Annotated in this window: 18 protein-coding genes and 2 pseudogenes; 13 read left to right on the top strand and 7 right to left on the bottom strand. The window is 50.8% G+C overall.

The features are described 5' to 3' along the window. Nucleotides 1-65: 65 nt before the first annotated feature. From KGP21_RS14615 to KGP21_RS14600, 4 genes and pseudogenes are all read left to right on the top strand, one after another. Nucleotides 66-1,082 carry a sodium:calcium antiporter gene (locus KGP21_RS14615; protein WP_021806407.1) on the top strand — a complete coding sequence of 339 codons (1,017 nt, stop codon included), beginning with the start codon at nucleotides 66-68 and terminating at the stop codon, nucleotides 1,080-1,082. Between the two features lie 143 nt (nucleotides 1,083-1,225). Continuing rightward, nucleotides 1,226-3,782, top strand: a pseudogene (locus KGP21_RS14610) (heavy metal translocating P-type ATPase). Nucleotides 3,783-4,048: 266 nt separating this feature from the next. Further along, on the top strand, nucleotides 4,049-5,008 hold the full coding sequence (locus tag KGP21_RS14605) for an IS110 family transposase (protein WP_059199085.1): 960 nt from the start codon (nucleotides 4,049-4,051) through the stop codon (nucleotides 5,006-5,008). 214 nt (nucleotides 5,009-5,222) lie between these two features. Then, nucleotides 5,223-5,345: pseudogene (locus KGP21_RS14600) on the top strand (MerR family DNA-binding transcriptional regulator); the annotation flags it as partial. Between the two features lie 59 nt (nucleotides 5,346-5,404). Here KGP21_RS14600 and KGP21_RS14595 read toward each other — a convergent pair. After that, the gene (locus tag KGP21_RS14595) at nucleotides 5,405-5,941 is read right to left on the bottom strand and encodes a dihydrofolate reductase family protein (protein ID WP_094981704.1); all 537 of its coding nucleotides are present in this window, start codon (nucleotides 5,939-5,941) and stop codon (nucleotides 5,405-5,407) included. 128 nt (nucleotides 5,942-6,069) lie between these two features. Beyond that, the gene (locus tag KGP21_RS14590; protein ID WP_021806404.1) at nucleotides 6,070-7,248 is read right to left on the bottom strand and encodes a hypothetical protein; all 1,179 of its coding nucleotides are present in this window, start codon (nucleotides 7,246-7,248) and stop codon (nucleotides 6,070-6,072) included. A 199-nt stretch (nucleotides 7,249-7,447) separates the two neighbouring features. On the opposite strand from KGP21_RS14590, the gene KGP21_RS14585 reads away from it, so the two are divergent. The 3 genes from KGP21_RS14585 (at nucleotide 7,448) to KGP21_RS14575 (ending at nucleotide 9,202) form a co-directional block, all read left to right on the top strand. Continuing rightward, nucleotides 7,448-7,633: a hypothetical protein gene (locus KGP21_RS14585; protein WP_094981706.1), complete on the top strand. Its 186-nt coding sequence runs from the start codon at nucleotides 7,448-7,450 to the stop codon at nucleotides 7,631-7,633. After that, nucleotides 7,634-8,146 carry a hypothetical protein gene (locus tag KGP21_RS14580; protein WP_037375908.1) on the top strand — a complete coding sequence of 171 codons (513 nt, stop codon included), beginning with the start codon at nucleotides 7,634-7,636 and terminating at the stop codon, nucleotides 8,144-8,146. A gap of 96 nt (nucleotides 8,147-8,242) precedes the next feature. Next, nucleotides 8,243-9,202: a hypothetical protein gene (locus tag KGP21_RS14575; RefSeq protein ID WP_218519353.1), complete on the top strand. Its 960-nt coding sequence runs from the start codon at nucleotides 8,243-8,245 to the stop codon at nucleotides 9,200-9,202. Between the two features lie 208 nt (nucleotides 9,203-9,410). Here the strand turns inward: KGP21_RS14575 and KGP21_RS14570 are convergent, their stop codons facing one another. After that, nucleotides 9,411-9,965 (bottom strand): GNAT family N-acetyltransferase, encoded by a 555-nt coding sequence (locus tag KGP21_RS14570; protein ID WP_059200821.1) that lies wholly within the window; start codon nucleotides 9,963-9,965, stop codon nucleotides 9,411-9,413. A 60-nt stretch (nucleotides 9,966-10,025) separates the two neighbouring features. After that, the gene (locus tag KGP21_RS14565; protein WP_223499525.1) at nucleotides 10,026-10,430 is read right to left on the bottom strand and encodes an NUDIX domain-containing protein; all 405 of its coding nucleotides are present in this window, start codon (nucleotides 10,428-10,430) and stop codon (nucleotides 10,026-10,028) included. A 148-nt stretch (nucleotides 10,431-10,578) separates the two neighbouring features. Between KGP21_RS14565 and KGP21_RS14560 the strand changes: the two genes are divergently transcribed. Then, complete coding sequence (locus KGP21_RS14560) at nucleotides 10,579-10,962, top strand: VOC family protein (RefSeq protein WP_223535464.1); 384 nt, start codon at nucleotides 10,579-10,581, stop codon at nucleotides 10,960-10,962. A gap of 121 nt (nucleotides 10,963-11,083) precedes the next feature. Here the strand turns inward: KGP21_RS14560 and KGP21_RS14555 are convergent, their stop codons facing one another. Continuing rightward, the gene (locus KGP21_RS14555) at nucleotides 11,084-12,292 is read right to left on the bottom strand and encodes an MFS transporter (RefSeq protein WP_059200819.1); all 1,209 of its coding nucleotides are present in this window, start codon (nucleotides 12,290-12,292) and stop codon (nucleotides 11,084-11,086) included. A 103-nt stretch (nucleotides 12,293-12,395) separates the two neighbouring features. Between KGP21_RS14555 and KGP21_RS14550 the strand changes: the two genes are divergently transcribed. Next, nucleotides 12,396-13,313, top strand: a complete 918-nt coding sequence (locus KGP21_RS14550) for a LysR family transcriptional regulator (protein WP_223535462.1) — start codon at nucleotides 12,396-12,398, stop codon at nucleotides 13,311-13,313. 189 nt (nucleotides 13,314-13,502) lie between these two features. Here the strand turns inward: KGP21_RS14550 and KGP21_RS14545 are convergent, their stop codons facing one another. Beyond that, on the bottom strand, nucleotides 13,503-14,201 hold the full coding sequence (locus KGP21_RS14545) for an RluA family pseudouridine synthase (RefSeq protein WP_218520387.1): 699 nt from the start codon (nucleotides 14,199-14,201) through the stop codon (nucleotides 13,503-13,505). A 95-nt stretch (nucleotides 14,202-14,296) separates the two neighbouring features. Here KGP21_RS14545 and KGP21_RS14540 point away from each other — a divergent pair, with 95 nt between their 5' ends. Continuing rightward, entirely contained in the window at nucleotides 14,297-14,914 is a 618-nt protein-coding gene (locus KGP21_RS14540; RefSeq protein WP_223535459.1) for a histidine phosphatase family protein, read from the top strand. A gap of 76 nt (nucleotides 14,915-14,990) precedes the next feature. Here KGP21_RS14540 and KGP21_RS14535 read toward each other — a convergent pair whose 3' ends face one another. Continuing rightward, nucleotides 14,991-15,887: a PhzF family phenazine biosynthesis protein gene (locus tag KGP21_RS14535; RefSeq protein ID WP_223538492.1), complete on the bottom strand. Its 897-nt coding sequence runs from the start codon at nucleotides 15,885-15,887 to the stop codon at nucleotides 14,991-14,993. Between the two features lie 142 nt (nucleotides 15,888-16,029). On the opposite strand from KGP21_RS14535, the gene KGP21_RS14530 reads away from it, so the two are divergent. The 3 genes from KGP21_RS14530 (at nucleotide 16,030) to KGP21_RS14520 (ending at nucleotide 18,997) form a co-directional block, all read left to right on the top strand. Then, nucleotides 16,030-16,785, top strand: coding sequence for an alpha/beta fold hydrolase (locus tag KGP21_RS14530; RefSeq protein WP_223499519.1), 756 nt, complete (start codon nucleotides 16,030-16,032; stop codon nucleotides 16,783-16,785). A gap of 141 nt (nucleotides 16,786-16,926) precedes the next feature. Next, the gene (blaSFDC, locus tag KGP21_RS14525; protein ID WP_223538491.1) at nucleotides 16,927-18,075 is read left to right on the top strand and encodes an SFDC family class C beta-lactamase; all 1,149 of its coding nucleotides are present in this window, start codon (nucleotides 16,927-16,929) and stop codon (nucleotides 18,073-18,075) included. Between the two features lie 448 nt (nucleotides 18,076-18,523). Further along, nucleotides 18,524-18,997: a DUF2846 domain-containing protein gene (locus KGP21_RS14520; protein ID WP_223499517.1), complete on the top strand. Its 474-nt coding sequence runs from the start codon at nucleotides 18,524-18,526 to the stop codon at nucleotides 18,995-18,997. The last annotated feature ends 74 nt before the right edge of the window (nucleotides 18,998-19,071 follow it).

Genomic DNA, 19,071 nt, shown 5'->3' with positions numbered 1-19,071 from the left:
ACCCTTTTTTCTGTTTTATTCTCAAATTACCTCAGCAAAAAACCGGGCAAATTGAGGGCTAAAGGATGACACTGTCATTTTTCCAGCTCGCGATATCCTTAATCATCATCTTGATTGCCTCTGAAATTTTCACCAATGCCCTGGAACACCTTGGCGAAAGGTTGAAGATCTCTGAAGGGGTAACCGGTTCGCTTTTTGCCGCTATTGGCACCGCCTTGCCTGAAACCATGGTACCCATTTTGGCTCTGGTTGCCGGCACGTCGGCGGCTAATGTTAACGAAGAGATTGGCGTGGGGGCGATATTGGGCGCGCCGCTGATGCTGTCTACGCTGTCTGTCTTTTTGATGGCGCTGGCTGTGGTAAGACGGCGGGGTATTAACGGGGCAATCACCCCAGAGCCCACCGGGTTTATACGAGATACGCATTTCTTCCTGCTGGCTTTTGTGTTAGCCGCAATCGCCTTGTTCATTCCTGTAGAGATGAAAGTCGCCAGGATGGGCGTCAGCGTGTTGTTGGTCTTGCTTTATGTCACCTACATGGTAAAAACCTTACACGCGTCGAAAAAATTAGTGGCTGAAGGCAATGGAACCGCAGCAGATAACGTCATGTTCTTATCCCGAGTGGGATTGCCCACCACGCTATTCACCATCATCCTGCAAACTTTAATTGGTTTGGGCGTATTGGTGGCGGGGGCTTTAGGTTTTATAGACGGTGTGGCCGCAGTATCGGAAAAGCTTGGCATCTCTGTGTTGTTACTGTCATTGATTATCATTCCTATAGCTACCGAATTGCCAGAGAAGGTGAACAGCATTCTATGGATTCGCAAAGGGAAGGATACTCTGGCATTAGGCAATATTACCGGCGCAATGGTTTTCCAAGGCACCATATTACCCGCCATCGGGATATTATTGACGCCATGGCAACCCCGGCATGAAGTGCTGATCGGGGTGTTTATTACGCTTTCATCGGCATTTTGGCTGTGGATCAACGCCAGAAACAAAAATCTGAAAGTGTGGATGCTATTTATTAATGGGGCTTTCTATTTCGCTTATATTATCGCCTCAATCTCATTTAGCGGCTAAATAATTACCATCCCTGCATCCGATGTAGGTCAAAGCGATAACCCTGCTCACTCCCCCACGGAACTGATTGCTCACAGACCTTGACCTTCCCCTTGTGGGAAGGTTTAAGCTTTTTGTTACCGAAACTTCCCAGGAGTAGAACCATGGCTTCCGTTTTCGTCTCATCAGGTTCCAATCAAGCGGCTCGCCTGAGCCTGCCGGTCGAAGGAATGACCTGTGCATCGTGCGTTGGCCGTGTCGAACGCGCTCTAAAAGCCGTTCCAGGCGTGCAAACAGCTACGGTCAATCTTGCCACCGAGCGGGCAGATGTCACCTTTAGCGGCGTGGCCGATCCACAAGCGACCGTTAGTGCTATCGAGAGCGCCGGTTACGCCGTCCGTGAAGAGACTACTGAACTGGCGATCGAAGAAATGACCTGCGCATCCTGCGTCGGAAGAGTTGAGAAGGCGCTGACACAACTTCCAGGCGTCCTCTCTGCCAGCGTCAACCTGGCGACCGAGCGTGCGCGGGTACGGCACCTCGCCGGGGTTATCTCCACCGCTGACCTTGAAGCGGCGGTTGTGCAGGCGGGTTACAAGGCCCGTCGTTTGTCTGCCGAAACGCCGAATGTAAACGATCAGGATACCGAACGCCGCGAGAATGAAGCGCGCGGCTTACGCCGCTCTTTGCTGATTGCGGGCATTCTCACTTTGCCGGTCTTTATCCTTGAGATGGGCTCGCACCTTATTCCCCCGATGCACCATTGGGTGCAAGGCGTTTTGGGTGAACAGACGAGCTGGTATATACAGTTTGTACTCGCCACCCTGGTGCTGTTCGGCCCGGGCCTGCGCTTTTTCCGCAAGGGTATCCCGGCGTTGTTGCGTGGTGCTCCCGATATGAACTCGCTGGTGTCGGTGGGTACGGCAGCGGCGTACGGCTATTCGGTGGTGGCGACTTTCATTCCCGAGGTGCTGCCTAAGGGAACCGCTAACGTTTACTTCGAAGCCGCCGCGGTCATCGTGACCTTGATCCTGCTTGGGCGCACGTTGGAGGCTCGCGCCAAGGGGCGAACGTCTCAGGCCATCAAACGGCTGGTCGGGCTTCAGGCAAAGACCGCGCGCGTTGAACGTAACGGCGATACCGTTGAGATCCCGCTCGATCAGGTGACCACCGGTGACGTGGTGTTCGTTCGTCCAGGGGAGAAGATCCCTGTCGATGGCGAGGTCGTCGAGGGGGCATCTTATGTGGATGAGAGCATGATCACCGGCGAGCCGTTACCCGTATCGAAGGGCGTAGGCGCTGCCGTTGTGGGTGGCACCATCAACAAGACCGGCGCTTTCAGCTTCCACGTCACCAAGGTTGGGGCCAATACCGTGCTGGCGCAGATCATCCGCCTGGTTGAGGAAGCGCAGGGCTCCAAGCTACCGATCCAGGCGCTGGTGGATAAGGTGACCATGTGGTTTGTACCGGCAGTGATGGCTGCCGCCGCGCTGACGTTCCTGGTCTGGCTGATCTTCGGCCCGGATCCGGCGCTGACCTTTGCGTTGGTGAATGCGGTGGCGGTGCTGATTATCGCTTGCCCGTGCGCCATGGGGCTGGCTACGCCGACATCAATTATGGTCGGTACCGGGCGCGCCGCAGAACTTGGCGTGTTGTTCCGTAAAGGGGAAGCCTTGCAGGCGCTGCGTGATGTGAGCGTTATTGCTCTCGACAAGACTGGCACCTTGACCAAAGGACGCCCAGAACTCACCGATCTCGTTCCCGCTAAAGGTTTTGAGTACAGCGAAGTGTTGGCTCTGGTGGCGGCGGTCGAAACCCGCTCTGAGCACCCGATCGCCGAAGCGATTGTGCTGGCCGCCAAACAGCAAGGCATCACGCTGGCCCCCCGTTGAAGGCTTCGACGCCGTGCCGGGCTTTGGCGTAACGGCCAAGGTTGATGGCAGGGTGGTCTCCGTCGGTGCGGATCGGTTCATGACGCAGCTTGGCCTTGATGTGGCGAGCTTCAAGTCTGCTGCCCAGCGCCTGGGTGAACAGGGTAAGAGCCCGCTCTATGCCGCTATCGACGGTCGCCTGGCGGCGATTATTGCGGTTGCCGATCCGATCAAGGAAACCACGCCAGAGGCTATTAAGGCGCTGCACGCGTTGGGCCTCAAAGTGGCGATGATCACCGGCGACAATGCGGCAACGGCGGCGGCGATCGCCAAACAGCTCGGTATTGATGAAGTTGCGGCAGAGGTATTGCCCGACGGCAAGGTTGCTGCGCTGAAAAAGTTCCGGGCCAACGGGGCGCGAGTGGCCTTTGTGGGGGACGGTATCAACGACGCCCCGGCGTTGGCGGAAGCGGACGTAGGGCTAGCCATCGGCACCGGTACCGATGTAGCTATCGAGGCGGCCGACGTAGTGTTGATGTCTGGCGACCTGCGCGGGGTGCCGAACGCTATCGCACTCAGCCAGGCGACGATCCGCAACATCAAACAAAACCTGTTCTGGGCCTTTGCCTATAACGCGGTGCTGATCCCGGTGGCGGCAGGTGCGCTTTATCCATGGAACGGCACTTTGCTTTCGCCGATCTTCGCGGCGGCGGCGATGGCGCTCTCCAGCGTCTTTGTTCTCGGCAACGCGCTGCGGCTTAAGCGCTTCCAGGCTCCGATGACGGTTGAGGCTTCTAGCGGGACGGCGGAAAGCGGGGCGGAGATTATCCCCGTTACCGCAAGTAAATGACCGATGTCGGGCCATGGTGATGCCCCTCACCCTAACCCTTATGTCTTGATCTTCTCCGCCTTAGCGGAGAAGATCCCCGACTGATCATCGGGAGATAGCCGGTGAGCTCCCCCTAACCCTAGTGCCTATGAGCCCGTGGGAGAGATTGTGCCCCGGCTGTCTATTTCCCTGTCGCCTTGTAGACCGAACGGTATCCTGTGCCTATGAGCACCTACATATAAGGATGGTCCGGCGATAAATTTCAGACATGGTTATGGAGTGCCATAATGCGTAGAACCCCTGTCGGCGTTGATATCGCTAAACACAAATTTGATGTCGCCGTACTGCTGGACAATCAGAAGTATAAAACCAAAAAGTTTGCCAATACCCCTTCTGGATGCCGCGAGTTCGCAGCCTGGTTGAGCCGCTTTGGCGACTGTCATGTCTGTATGGAAGCCACCGGGAGCTACAGCACGGAACTGGCCACTTATCTGGCAGACAACAACTACCACGTCAGTCTGATGAACCCGGCGTGTATCCATTCCTTCGGCAATACAGAACTGGCCCGGAACAAAACGGACAAAAGCGATGCAGCGATGATAGCCCGCTACTGCGCACTGCATCAGCCTGCCCCGTGGTTCCCAGCCCCGTTGAGCGAGCGCCAGTTGACCGCGTTGGTCAGGCATCTTAAGAACCTGGAAGAGATGCGTCAGATGGAAGAAAATCGCCTGGAGGTGGCCGAAGCAGTCATCGTCCCTTCACTCAATGAGCACATCGCCACGTTGGATGAACTGATACGAGAAACGAAAAAGAAAATCAGTCAGCACATCGATGATAACCCTGACCTGAAACGGGACAGCGAGTTGCTAAAAAGTATCCCTGGAGTGGGAGAGATGCTGAGCTCCAGCCTGCTGGCCTTCGCAGGAAACCTGCGTCGGTTCACCAGCAGCAAGGCCCTGGTAGCGTACGCAGGACTGAATCCACAGCGATGTGAGTCGGGGATGTTTAAAGGGAAAAGCCGGTTATCGAAAGTGGGGCACGGTGAGCTGCGAAGTGCGTTATACATGCCCGCGGTAGTGGCAGGCCAATACAATGTTGTGGTTAAAGACTTAACAGAAAGGCTAAAGTTGCGTGGGAAGTCGGGCAAAGAAAGAGTGTGTGCGGCGATGCGAAAGTTGCTGCAACTGGCCTATGGTGTGGTGAAATCAGGAAAGACATTTAATGCGGAAATACCGCTTGCCGGATAGCCGACAAGACGGTATCTCTCCCACAGGGAGAGGGGACCGACCGTGCTACAAATGGATTCAAGTGTTTACCTTAGCTCCGGAGCTTCGAGGCTGTGTAAGTTGATCTCCATACCTGACCGCAGCTCCGAATCAGCTCCCTCTCCTTGGGGAGAGGGCTGGGGTGAGGGAGACCAGTGACAATAACGCTAACTGTAGCCCCATGAAGGAGTGAACGATGAATATCGGTCAAGCAGCCAAGTCCTCCGGCGTTTCAGCCAAAATGATCCGCTACTACGAACAGATCGGTTTGCTCCCCTAGGCCATACGCTCGGATGCGGGCTACCGCCATTACAGTTCTTAGGACGTACATAGCCTGCGTTTTATCCGCCGATCACATTCCACGGCGTCTAATGGGCACTACTTTCTTATAGTTAACACGCTTTCTAACGCACCACTTTGTAAAAACCTGTTGGTCACTGGTGTCACAACCACGTTACGGTTGACTGGTAGGATCTTGATCCCTTCACCCAGAAATACGGGAATGGTTGTGATATGTAATTGGTCCAATTCACCAGCATCGGCGAAAAATGCAGCGGACTTACCCCCTCCAACGACCCAAACATCCTTACCTTTTGCCGCCAGTTTTGCATGCCTGGCAATATCATTAGCATTGCCACAAACTTTACTTATACCTGTGCCTTGCGGTATTGCCAGATCCTGACTTGTCAAAATGAACGCCGGAATATCTTTATAAGGCCAGTCGCCATGGGCATTTTCCATTATCCAGCTATAGGTTTTGCCTCCCATAATCACCGCGCCAATACTCTGGTAGAAATCATCATAAGGTGTAGCATCATCGCCTAAAATAAAATTAGTCAGCCAGTCAAGCTCATGATCCTGGGTGGCAATGTAGCCATCCATAGATGCTGCAACATAATAAATTAACTTCGACATTCGATATCCTTGGTTTGCTAAGCGGGCGCAGCATGCAGCGCCCCTACGTTTTGAGCCTGTTGGGTGTTGTCAGCAGTCTTGCGACTTGCGCTTCTTCGGCGAACTTCACCACTTTATCATCAGGCGTATTAGCATGCAGGCAAGACTGGATTCTGGGCAACCTCTTGCCTCAACGGCTCAAATTGGCACTGGCTGAATAAGCGGAGGATCGCTACTGGAGTCAAAGGGTTGAGTGCCAGCGAACGGTTAAACTGAAACAGACTGCTGGCAGTGTCGTACAAATTGGTATCAGAAGCCGGAAATTCAGCATAGCCAAAGGTGCGGAACGGCGGAGTTTTATCGCGTACTTGAGGACACCTAACCGCGAGTTGTTCCACCCAACGAGAAAATATTGGCCAATCTATCATGTCATCTTCCGTCAGTGCTGCCATACCGGCAAAGCACTCCTCGGTAAACACGTAGGGATGCTGCGCCAGCTTTTGCCATACGAGTCGGGCGCCTGTGCTCGGATTTGGATTAAGGAAAAACTGCCGGTTATGAGCCAGCCTGCTCAGGACAAACAGATCCATCGATTGACTAAGCTGGGCCAATATATGGCTGGATATGGCACGTTCCGCCAGTTCACCTCTGACCCATACATTGACGTCGTCCAGTAGCTCCATCATCAAAGCTTCATCTTCATGATAGCGAGAAACCAGCCGGCACCTGACCAAATGAGAAGGATCTTTGGTCAGTGACTGCAACAGGGCTTTAGAGGGATTGACCAGCCGGAAAATCATATTTTCACGCACGGCCTCATCCGGATGATGAATAGCAATATTTGCCCAGCATGCTGGCCATGCCGGGTTGGCTGCCGACTTATCAAGGATAGGGCCAACGGGGTCCAAAAAATAGTCTGAGTACACTTTGTCCGCAGCGCGGTCATGGTCTGCTCTTGAAGCCATTGATTGGCTGGCAAGCCCCTCTACCAGCGTTGGATAGTGGGAATTCAACGCCTCCCATGCCAATGCCTCGCTGGCATACTGCCATGGTTGCCAACGCCAGACCAACTCTGGCCATACCATGCAAGGCACGATAAACGGCTGTTTGCTTTGCTGCGCAACCTGAATTTTCACATCCAGCGACAAGGCGGGCAGCACATCTAGCAGAACCTGAGTGGCGGTATCTTGCGCATTAGCGACGGCTTTTAAAAAACGATCTGGGAATGCCGCCCAACCGTGTTCAATCAGCAAGGCCGCAAAATCTGGCGCATTGAGGAGCTTACTGACGGTATTACTGCGGGCTTGGCCTAAGTCTGAGATGTCCATGGATCGCTGCTTTTGATTATTCCTTCAGTGGGGAAATACTATCCGATCGGGGATGTGGTGAATAGATGGGGGGGATGCATTCTCCGAGCGAGTTCTCTACCGGGTGCTGGGAGGCGAATTTCACCACTTTGTTCATCCTTGTCCGCCATAAAGAATGTACTACTGTTAATAGATGTATCCGTGATGGAAGAAGCTTGGTATGGCAAAACCTTCGTTCCCCCGTTTGATTGCCGTGTGCCTGCTGGTCATTGCAGCCCCTTTGTCTGCTGTAGCGCTACTTGCGCTAACCGTTACTGAGAGAAAAACGTACAGAGTCACTGCACCGTATCTTTCAGGAGAAGAGGGCTCTCAAACAACACCACTCATATTTAAAGAGGTCATTTAAATGCTTAATAAGTCAGTGGCTATGGTATGTTTGTTAACAGTGGTGCCCGCATGTGTCGCAGGTGAAATAAATTTATACTCTATTAACACCGGCTCCTTTGTGTATCATACGATAAACAATGAGGGACAATACACGGAGAACTTTGATAACAAATTTTTCTCCGTAGAACGAAAGTTTTCTGAGGATTCAAAATATAGTATTTTGGTTGGCACAATGAAAAACAGTTTCAATGACCGCTGTATCGCACTGGGTCTGCGAAGAGACTGGATGTCTAATGACTCTGGATGGGTTTTTAAGGGTGTTTACGGATATGTTGGTGAGTTCTTTTTTGATGCTTTCAGTCAATGTGGTAATGACGGCTCATATAAAAAGTTCAAGGATACTACCGGCGTGGGGTTCTCTCCCTATATCTATCATGCGGTTCAATACAACTTTACCAGCTACTTTGGGGTGGAAAGTGGTATTATTCTTCCCTCAATCTTTGTCGTTAGCGCACAATGGAGTTTCAGGTAGTTTTCAGCGACAGGCTTTGCATGTATGCACACTCGTGCTCTGTGCCAAGGGCCAGGCATCACACGGCAAACCAAACCATTAAAAAGGGATAACCTCTTGACCATACGCATTAGGCTCACTGTCGCACTAACATTGCTTACTGCGACACTGCCTGTATTAGCTAAAATGCCAGAAAACTTTGTCTATACCAGCTCAGGCGATCTTGAAGCGGCGTCAGTCATTATGGAGCGTAGCGACATTGGCGGTGCGCAGATCGTTTACAATTGGCGCTCACTCGAACCTGAGAAGAACAAGTACAACTTTTCGCAGATTGAGCAGGATCTTGCTCGTCTTAAAGGAGCCAAGAAAAAACTTTTCATCCAGATCCAGGATCGGTTTTTCGAACAGAATGCCCGATACGTTCCTGATTATCTGATGAATGATGCCAGGTACGGTGGTGGGATATCGCCACAATTTGACAATCCTGGCGAAGGAAAGCCGATTGGCTCGGGTTGGGTGGCGCAGCAGTGGGATCCCGCTGTGCGCCAACGTTATCAGGCTCTGTTGGCAGCGCTTGCAGAGCGTTTCGATGGCCGAGTCTATGGTGTGAACTTACCCGAAACAGCCATTGATCTTGATGAGAAAAAGCCACCCAAGGGATTTACCTGTGATAACTATTTCGCAGGCGAAATGGAAAATCTCACCTTTGCGCGCAAGGTGTTCACCAAGTCACATGTGGTGCAATATGTTAATTTCTGGCCGTGCGAATGGAATAACGACCACAATTACATGGGGCGGCTGTTTGAGTTCGCAAGTGCCAATAACATTGGGCTTGGCGGTCCAGATATTGTTCCCAACCGCAAAGCGCAAATGAAGAACTCATATCCGTTCTTCAACAAATACAAAAATAAGCTGGCACTCGTTGCCATGGCAGTGCAGGAGCCGACCTTGACCTACAGGAACCCCAATACGGGCAAGCCATTTAGCAAGGATGAGTTTGTGCAATTCGCAGAAGACTATCTCGGTGCAGATATCATTTTCTGGAGCACGACTTCTCCTTGGTTGGCGAAGAAATAGGAAGCAGTCGCCTAAGAAAAGAAAGCCTCACGGAGTAATCATGGGGGCAGGTCACGGCCCGTTATATTTTCCCCGGGCGGCTGAGCAGTTATTAATAAGCACCAGATGATCGAGTCGTTAAACGGTTAGGTCGATAGCTTTCAGGAAGTTTCCTCATATAAAAGGGCCTACTCCTAGATATCAGCGAATCCGCCGTAACCCCTCGGCATCAGTTTTGTGGCCATTCTTGCTTCAGCAATGCATAAATCAGTTCATCGCCCCATTGACCATCAAAGCGATCGTTCTGTCGTAAATGTGCTTCTTTGCGCATACCCAAGCGTTCGACCACGCCGATAGAGCCGCGATTGGCTGCATCAAGTCGGGCAAAAATGCGGTGGAAACCCACTTCAGTGAAGCCGCGTTCCAGCACCGAACGTACCGCTTCTGCCGCATAGCCTTTACCGGCATAAACCGGATTGAAGATATAACCGATTTCTCCTTGCAGTGCCGCGCTGCTGGCCAGTTTCAGTAACACTTCACCAATGAGTTCGCCGCTATCTTTCAATGTGACGGCACAATAAAAAGTGTCACCGTCTTCACTGAAACGTGAGGCTACGGCCTTTGCCAATCGCTTTTCCATTTGCGCCTGCTCCGGCGGTGGAGCATACAAGTAGCGGTAGACTTCAGGCAGGCGATGGTAAGCCGCATAGGCGTGGAGATCGTCAGGGGTAAAGCGGCGTAGCCGCAGGCGCTCGGTGGAGAATGGCAGGGTAATCGAATGCAAGAAATTATCCTTTTCTAATGTGTTGTTATGGTGAAGGGGATCGATACTACCAATGACCCGTTAACGTTCCAGCATAGAAAGAATATGATTTTTGGTAAGCGGGGCCAGTTGCACCTGCTGGTTGCTAGAAGGTTCAAACCATATCACTTCTTCGATTTCTGCAGCGGGTAGAAAGTGGGTCTCTTCGGTGATGATTCTGAACATGTCAGCAATCAGCATGTGCCCAGGCTCATTTGCTGCGAGATCCGTAAAGCGCCCAAGTGGGATCATCTCATCAGGATTGAAGGAGGCATTCAGTTCCTCTTCCAGTTCACGTGCAAGTGCCACCTCTGGCCGCTCGCCGGATTCAATTTTTCCACCCGGTTGCATAAACCACTCCGTGTTGCGTTTTCTGACCAGAAGGATCCGGCCAGCCCGATCGGTGATGACGGCCGCAGCTATATGAATTTGCTTACTCTCTGACATTCTGAATCCCGTTGTTTGGTATAAAAGCACCCCGCGTGAAGGCATCAAATGTACCAGAGTGGGGAGGGTGATTCCTAGCCTAGTCAGGCAAAGCAGATCCTCTAACCTGTGCTACGCTCTGGTCTACAAAATCTTGAAGTGGAACTACATGATGACTACACCTGCTGCCAGCTTTCAGTCCAGTTCTTTTGTGATTGCAGTTCGCGATCTCAAAACAAGCTCTGCGTATTTTAGCGATGTCCTGGGATTTGACTTGGCATGGCCGGAGGGGATGGGCTGGCAACTAGCCACCAGGGGATGCGTGCGTATCATGTTAGGTCATTCGCCGGATGCTATGTCACCCGCGGAAACCGGCGATCACAACTATTTTGCTTATCTGTATGTCGATGATGCCCAGACACTTTATGACGAATTTGTCAGCAAGGGGGCAATCATATTGGCTCCCCCCGTTGATAAACCGCATGGCATGCGTGAATTTACCGTAGGGACTCCCGAGGGGCACAGAATGATGGTTGGTCAGGATCTCGATTAGCGTGTGCTTACCCGCTGTGAATCCTAGGAAGAAACAGGGCGTTTTATACTTAATCTGACACTTTCTGCTTTGGGTTGTATAAGATATGACCGTCTGCTCAGTGCCAATAGCGGACGTTATGCTAATCATTGATGAGATGATTCGGTTGGAGCGTACGCTTAGCCAGTTTCTTTTGCAGAATGATAACCATGATTGGGAACCCTGATGCGGAAATTGCACATACCCCGAGCAACGTGTTCATATTTTGTGGTGCTATGGCGTGCCCAGGTAATAGAAAAGCTGACAGAAAAAATGCGACCGTTGTGATCATGTACATTATTGATGACTGCAATGAAGAGAATCCCGCTCGTTGCCTGTCATCAGGAAACTGAATGGTCAGCGCCGAGGAGGAAACCAGACGACTGTATGATGCACCGAGAAATACAGTAATAAATAGCCCCGCATGCGGATAGCCCAGAATGGGTATTAGCAAACTCACTATAAAGACGATGGTTGACCCTGTAGCCAGAACCAAAGCAGAGAAACGGGAAGTTAACGCGCCTGTCATTTTTGTTGACAGGTATCCTGCAATGCCCCCGGCGAAAAACAGCCATGGCAGCAGGTCTTGAGAGGCGCCCAGCAGTTGGGTCATTAATGGTACCAGAACAGGAATGATCAGCATCGGGCTAAATTGTACCAGCGCATTACTGGAAGCGAACAGCAAAGTATTAACGTCGAGAGGCAGTGCGTAGGGTGTGTCGAAAGAGAGTGGATCCTGAGGGATGATGGAAACAATCAGTGGCAATGCCAACAAACACAGTGTACTGATAAACCACAAAGCGACATGCCAGCCGTAATGAGCACACAAAAATAGTATCGCGGGCATTCCGACAATGCTTACCATCGAAAATGATGCAATGACCGTCGCCAACATTTTTCCGCGCAAGTTAGCCGGTGCGAGATTTATCAATATACTGATACCCACCCCCATTGTTGTGCCTCCTACCAGTCCTGCGCAGAATCGTAATGCAAGCAGAAGACTAAAACTGGAGGTGAATGTCGTCAAAAATGTCAGTATCCCCAGGAGTGCCATATTGACGAAGAGAAAACGTTTCTTATTGATACGACCAATCCAGTAAAAGGCGATAATTCCCGAGAGGACTGCCCCGGATGTGTACATGCCGGATACGTAGCCTGAGAATGATACGGGAACGACGAAGTCTGCTGCCATAAAAGCAAAAATAGGGTTGAACATCATATATTCCAGTGCATTCGTGAACTGGATAAAAGCCATGACAACCGCTATCCGGATGAGGGCTTTATGATTAAACGTTGTTGTGACCAGTGACATAGCAAGCGACCTGTGGATGAAAGATATCTGAGTTTAACTGCTATCAATGCGGTTCATTAGATGGTAAAAATGACACTTATTGTTATCATTTATGGGATAGTTGATGCGGCCAGCTCTTGATTTTAATACCCTGAAAGTTTTCATTGCGGTGGTTGAAAGAGACAGTTTTGTTGGGGCATCGAAAATCCTTGAAATGCCGACATCAAACGTGAGTCGTTGTATTTCTCAGTTAGAAGACAGACTGAATCTTCAGCTTATTGAGCGCAACACCCGACATATGAAACTCACCCAGGCGGGACACTTGCTCTATACCCGGGCAAAGCCATTACTGGAAGCGCTTGAGCAGACTGAAACAGAATTAACGTTGCGGCAAATGCAGCTCAAGGGGCCACTACGTATCTGTATTCCCAATGAAATAGGTCCTGCACTGCTGGGTTCTGTGGTTGCCGATTTTGCCTGCCAGCACCCGGATCTGGAAATAAGCTGTGTCACAAATTTGTCTGGTTTTGAATCCCTGCGAGACGATCTGGATTTAGCCATCATTGTGAGCCGTGGCCAACTGGATGACAGTGATTACATAGCCCGTCATCTGGTGACAATCCCTTGCACTATCGTTGCCGCCCCCTCCATCATTCAGCGTTATGGCATCCCTTCTCGTATACGGCAATTTGAAGAATTACCCTGTATTACCACGGTAAATGCACTTAAAGGTGCTCCTTGGCAGTTTATGAATAAAAAGGGGGGATTCGAGACGATTAAGGTTAAAGGCCATTACAGGGTAAACAGCGGAGAGATGGCAGGACGCGCGGCGGTAGCGGGTGTTGGTTTCGCCATTCTTTCGAGACAGGCCTGCCAACCCTACATCGACGATGGACGGCTGATCGAGATTAAGTTTGAACAACCGCCAGCCCCACTTCAATTGTTTGCACTTTATTCTGACAGGCGTTATTTGCCAGCTAAAACGCGAGCGCTCATTGATTACATACAGCAGAATTTGAGTAATACATCCTTAGCAACCTAAGGCTACATTAAACAGCCACAGAGAGTCCTGGTGTTACAATAGTCTCTAAATGCACAATGTCTGCAGTTCGCTCATAGCCGACACGGTTCCGCCCAGTGGACAGGACAATGCCAGCATCGGACTTTGCAAGCACTACGCCGAGTTAATCAACGGGTGCAGGTCACGACACTACGATAGATACCTTCACTTTCAAAACGGGCAGGCATTACTGGCTTTGATCAACGCTTCGCTAATAGGATGAACAAAATGCAGCTCACTGGCATGCAGCATCAGCCGCGGCGTCCGTTCGGTGCCAGGTATTAGGAGACCGCCATACAGATCGCAGCCCCAAATAGGGTGTCCCAACTGCTGGCAGTGAATGCGTAGTTGATGGGTGCGCCCGGTCTCCGGGGTTAGTTCTACACGCGTCAAAGGCAGTAACGTCCCGTCTTCCAACTCGTGATTTAAGCGTTCAACGACACGATAGCGGGAGCGGGCGGGCTTGCCGTGGATTGAGCAAATCGACATCAGTGGGAACAGCGCCGGGTCTTTGGCAATCGCAGCATCTATCACCCCGTTGTTGTCGTTCAGGTGTCCGCAGAGCAGTGCGCTGTAAACTTTGGTCACGGTGCGCTGGCTGAATTGCTGGCAGAGGGCTGCGTTGATAGTCTTATTGCGTGCAACCACCATCAGCCCGGAAGTACCGAAATCAAGGCGGTGAATCAGGGTGCAGCCGGGGAATATCTGTACCAACCGATGATGCACCGAATCGAGATTTTGCGGATTCTTCCCCGAGAGGCTGAGCAGCCCGGCGGGCTTATTGATGAGCACAAGGTGATCGTCCTGATAGAGGATCTCTATCTCGTCATGGCACGGTGGGGCAATAAAAGTATCGAAAATCGTAGACATCATGCTGCCGGATAGAGAGTGGATGTGGATAATAACGAATTTTCAGCAGGCTGGCGAATCTGGCCTTTAGCCTGATTGAGCAACGGTAATTTTTGATGAAAGTGATACTTGTACGACATGCGCAAACGGAATGGAATCAGCGCGGCATTATCCAGGGGCATATGGACAGTCCGGTGACTAAACGAGGTGTGCTTGAGACATCAGCTTTACTGGCAGCGTTAACAGACGCCGCTTACCCTACAGACTGTGTCTACGCATCTCCTCTTGGTCGTGCCTGGCATATGGGTCAGGAACTAGCGGACCGTTTTCTCTGCCCGTTGGTTGCGGACCCCGCGCTGAAAGAGCAGGCATTCGGTCATTATGAAGGGATGACACGGGAACAAATACAATATGACCATCCCAATGAAGCAGAGTTGCTATTTGGGCGAGATGCGCAGTTTTGTCCCCCTGGCGGTGAGTCGCTGACGCAGGCCGCTCAGCGAGTTATCAATTTTATGCGCCACCAGCAAGCGGTAGCTCCACACCAGACAATATGCATTGTATCTCATGGCCAAGTCAGCCAGGGCGTTCTGGCCTTGCTCAAAGAGGGAAGAATCGACAATTTTCCCCGTTATACTCAACCGAACGCGAGTTACTCTGTTTTAGACCTGGTTGGGGATAAATGCGTCTCTCTGCGATGGGGGATCGCGACACATTTACTTAAGCTGTTGTGATTATTCATGAACAATCATTAAAACCGGGAAAGGGCACCCGGTCACAATGTCGATACTCCGTAAATTATCGCCACAGCTAAATGTGTAACTGACCATTTATCAGCGTGCAACTCTTCCCACCAATCCAAGGCTCACCGTCAATAAAGCGAACGCTAACCCGGCCATCTCGATATAGTTGGGTGCCTTGTCGAACCTGATATCCCTGCGCCGTCGAACCAACGTCGGGGAAGTTATTTTCCTTCAACAAACGGGCCAGGCATGCATTGGCACTGCCAGTCACTGGGTCCTCTACCAACTTACCCCCTTCAACCAGAAACGCTCGCATTTCATAGTCTGCTGGCTCACCCGATGAATAGGCACCATAAATCACCACGCCATCAACCTCATGATCGGTTTGCAGCTTCTTAATCGTGGCATGATCCGGCGTCATCGTCAGGCAGGATTGAGCGCTTGGCAGACGTACCATAAGCCAGCGAATACCCATGTCGGCAATGACCGGCACCGTATCGGCTTCGATAACCGCAGGTTGAAAAGCGGCCATTAGCATTTCCCTTTCTGCTGCAGTCAGCGTTCGAAGCGTTACCGCCGGCGCAGCAAACGCCAGCGTTCCTTCAGGTAAGATATTGACCGCCACCAGACCAACCCCGCATTCTTGCATCACCACGCCCGGCTGTTTGGTCACCAGCCCAGCCTCCAGTAATGCATAGGCCGTACCCAAAGTCGGATGTCCGGCAAAGGGTAACTCTTTTTCGGGGGTAAAAATGCGTACCTGATAATCGGCCAGCGGATTAGTCGGTTTGAAAACAAACGTCGTTTCCGAAAGATTGGTCCAGCGAGCTAACGAAAGCATCTGCATTTCATTCAAGCCCTCTGCCTCTAGGATCACCGCCAAGGGATTCCCCTGCAATGGCGAAGTGGTAAATACATCCACCTGTTTGTAGGCGCGAGGTTTCACATCATCTTTTCTGAGCATTTGACGTCATCCGCTAGGTATAAGGCTTGATGATAGCGCTATTAAATGACGCACATCAATTGCTAATACCTTAAAATGGTTGGGTTTTGTGATACGTTGGCACTCATTGAGGCAGCCCCGGAAATTAACAGAGGAATACTACATGCAGAGTTTATTTTCGTTAACCGCTGGCGCCTGTGTGCGTTGGCACGATTTGCCAGGCCAGGGTATCCCGATTGTGTTTGTTCATGGGCTTGGGTGCGCGTCTTCCTATGAGTATCCACGCATTGTGGCAGATCCGGCATTTGCGGGACGACGCGCGATTCTGATTGACCTTCCTGGATATGGCTTTAGCGATAAACCTCGTGATTTTGATTACAGCATTGCTCATCAGGCAGACGTTGTGATCGAAGTGATTACTGCATTGAATCTGTCACATTGCCATCTCTATGGTCACAGCATGGGGGGCAGTATCGCGATTGAAGTAGCAGAACGATTGGGTAAACGGATAGGTAAACTGGTGGTTTCGGAACCTAACTTTTATGCCGGTGGCGGCGTATACAGTCGCCTACTGGTGGAGAGACCGGAAGCTGAATTTATCTCGCATGTGTACGACGAAATGCTGGCAGACCACACATCCCCCTGGAAAGGTTCGGCCCAAAATGCGGCCCCCTGGGCAATGTGGCGGGGAGCCAAAAGCCTGATTGATGGAGCTTCACCGCCATGGATGGAGACTTTCCTCAATCTGTCCTGTTCACGCTCACTGATTTTTGGCGAACAATCCTTACCGGACCGTGACTTTGAGTATGTCAGCCATCAGGGTATATCTGTAGCAACAGTGCCACAAGCAGGGCACTCTATGTCCTGGGAGAATCCGTCGGCATTTGCCGTGGTGTTACACAAGGCATTTAACGATTGATTTAACACCATCGGTTATCATCCAAGCCAATAGAAAAACTTTTAACAGATGCTAAATTTTACCGTTTGCCGCCGATCATCAAGTTCTACAAACTAAGCGCGTCTGATAGAACCTTTAGCCCTCAATGATGGAAAAATAGCAATGTTGAAGAAATCCCTATCCTGTGTGCTGTTACTCGCCACCTCAGGTTCATTGTTTGCAGCACCGCAAACGGAAAAACAGATAGCCGACATTGTTAATCGCACCGTTGCGCCATTGATGCAAGAGCAGGGCATTCCCGGCATGGCCGTGGCGGTGATTTATCAGGGGCAGCCTTACTACTTCACCTGGGGATTGGCAGACGTTGCGGGCAAAAAGCCAGTCACGCAGCAGACCTTATTCGAGCTGGGTTCGGTCAGTAAAACGTTCACAGGAGTGCTGGGCGGTGATGCCATTGCTCGCGGTGAAATCAACCTAAGCGATCCGGCGAGCAAGTACTGGCCAGCACTGTCTGGCAAGCAATGGCAGGGGATCACCTTGCTGCACCTGGCAACCTATACCGCCGGTGGCTTACCGCTGCAGATACCGGAAAATGTTACCGATGAAGCATCGCTGCAGAATTATTATCAAACCTGGCAACCGCAGTGGGCTCCGGGCACCAAGCGCCTATACTCGAACGCCAGTATTGGCCTGTTTGGCGCACTGATGGTCAAACCGTCAGGCATGAGTTTTGAACAGGCGATGACCCAACGCGTGTTCCAACCGTTGAAGCTATCGCAAACCTGGATAAACGTGCCGCAGCAGGAAGATAAGCACTATGCCTGGGGCTATCGCGATGGGAAAGCGGTTCGCGTTTCTCCGGGCATGTTTGATGCCGAAGCCTACGGCGTGAAATCGTCGATACAGGATATGGCAAGCTGGGTTCAGGCTAACATGGCGCCTGCCAAAGTGAAGGATGCCTCGCTGCAGAAGGGGATTACGCTTGCCCAGTCGCGCTACTGGCATGCCGGTGATATGTATCAAGGTCTGGGTTGGGAAATGCTGAACTGGCCGGTTAAAGAGAAAACCGTGGTCGAGGGTAGCGATAATAAAAACGCACTGGCAGCGCTGAGCGTCACAAAAATCACTCCGCCAGCGCCACTATCAAGCGCCTCTTGGGTACATAAAACCGGCTCAACCGGTGGATTTGGCAGCTATGTAGCCTTCATTCCTCAACAGGATCTCGGCATCGTGATGCTGGCTAACAAAAATTATCCTAATCCTGTGCGGGTTGAGGCGGCTTATCGCATTCTTGAGGCGTTGCGGAAGTAATTGAATTAGAAGGGCGCAGCATGTGCAGCGGCCCTACATTTTTAGCCCAGCAGTCTCAGGGGGCATATTGTCCCCTGATCTAACCCAAGTCCAAGTTATTTTCCATCACAAAAACCAGATCAATCGCCTTAATCAAACTGGCAGCCTAGCTAGCTCTGTTCTATACGAAGGGTGATTATGGTTACTTAAAAAGCATTCGCTCACGTAAACCTTGAGCTTTATCATAAGTTTACTGCATACCTGATTGATTATCTTGACCTATCATTAATTTGTGGCAACATTCAGACACACCTTATCTAGGACAAACTTCAGCAAAAATTGGTTTTGATCTTGATTAATCACTAAGGGTAATCAATGACCGTAACTATTCTTATTGAAAGTTTATGCCAGTTGGGGATAGGTTGAATATCATAAAGTATATTATTATTTTTCAAAGGGATGTATTTTCATGAATATAAAAAGTTTATTTTTATCAGCATCTATTTTGGGTGCCTTACTTCTAAGTGGTTGTGCTAGTGTCCCACTTGCAACAGAGCAAGAGTCCGTACAAGCTAAAAGCTTCACAACTCCGGATGAAAATAAAGCTGGTTTGTATATTTATAGGGATAGTTTTGTTGGCAAAGCGCTAAAAAAAGATATCTATGTTGATGGTAAATGCATCGGTGAAACAGCAGATAAAACGTTTTTCTACACACAGGTAACTGGTGGGGAAAAGCACAAGATTTCAACGGAGTCAGAGTTTTCTCCAAATGACCTGTCCATCTTCACTGAGTCTGGAAAGAATTACTTCGTAAGGCAATATATAAAGATGGGTGCTTTTGTTGGTGGTGCTGGCCTCAGTCAGTCGACAGAAGAGGAAGGGAAAAGAGTGATCTCAAAGCCAGGAGTTAAGCTTGCCAAAGAAGGACGTTGCGACAACTGATACGACTCGGTAAAAGTAGCAAGGTGCCGTTGCCTTTAAAAGGTGGCACCTTAATCTCTCTGCTTGGGTATGCA

Source organism: Serratia sp. JSRIV004 (assembly GCF_019968705.1).
Classification (GTDB): domain Bacteria; phylum Pseudomonadota; class Gammaproteobacteria; order Enterobacterales; family Enterobacteriaceae; genus Chania; species Chania fonticola_B.
Note: the sequence above shows the minus strand (reverse complement) of the source record. Positions and strands in the feature narration are given on the sequence as shown.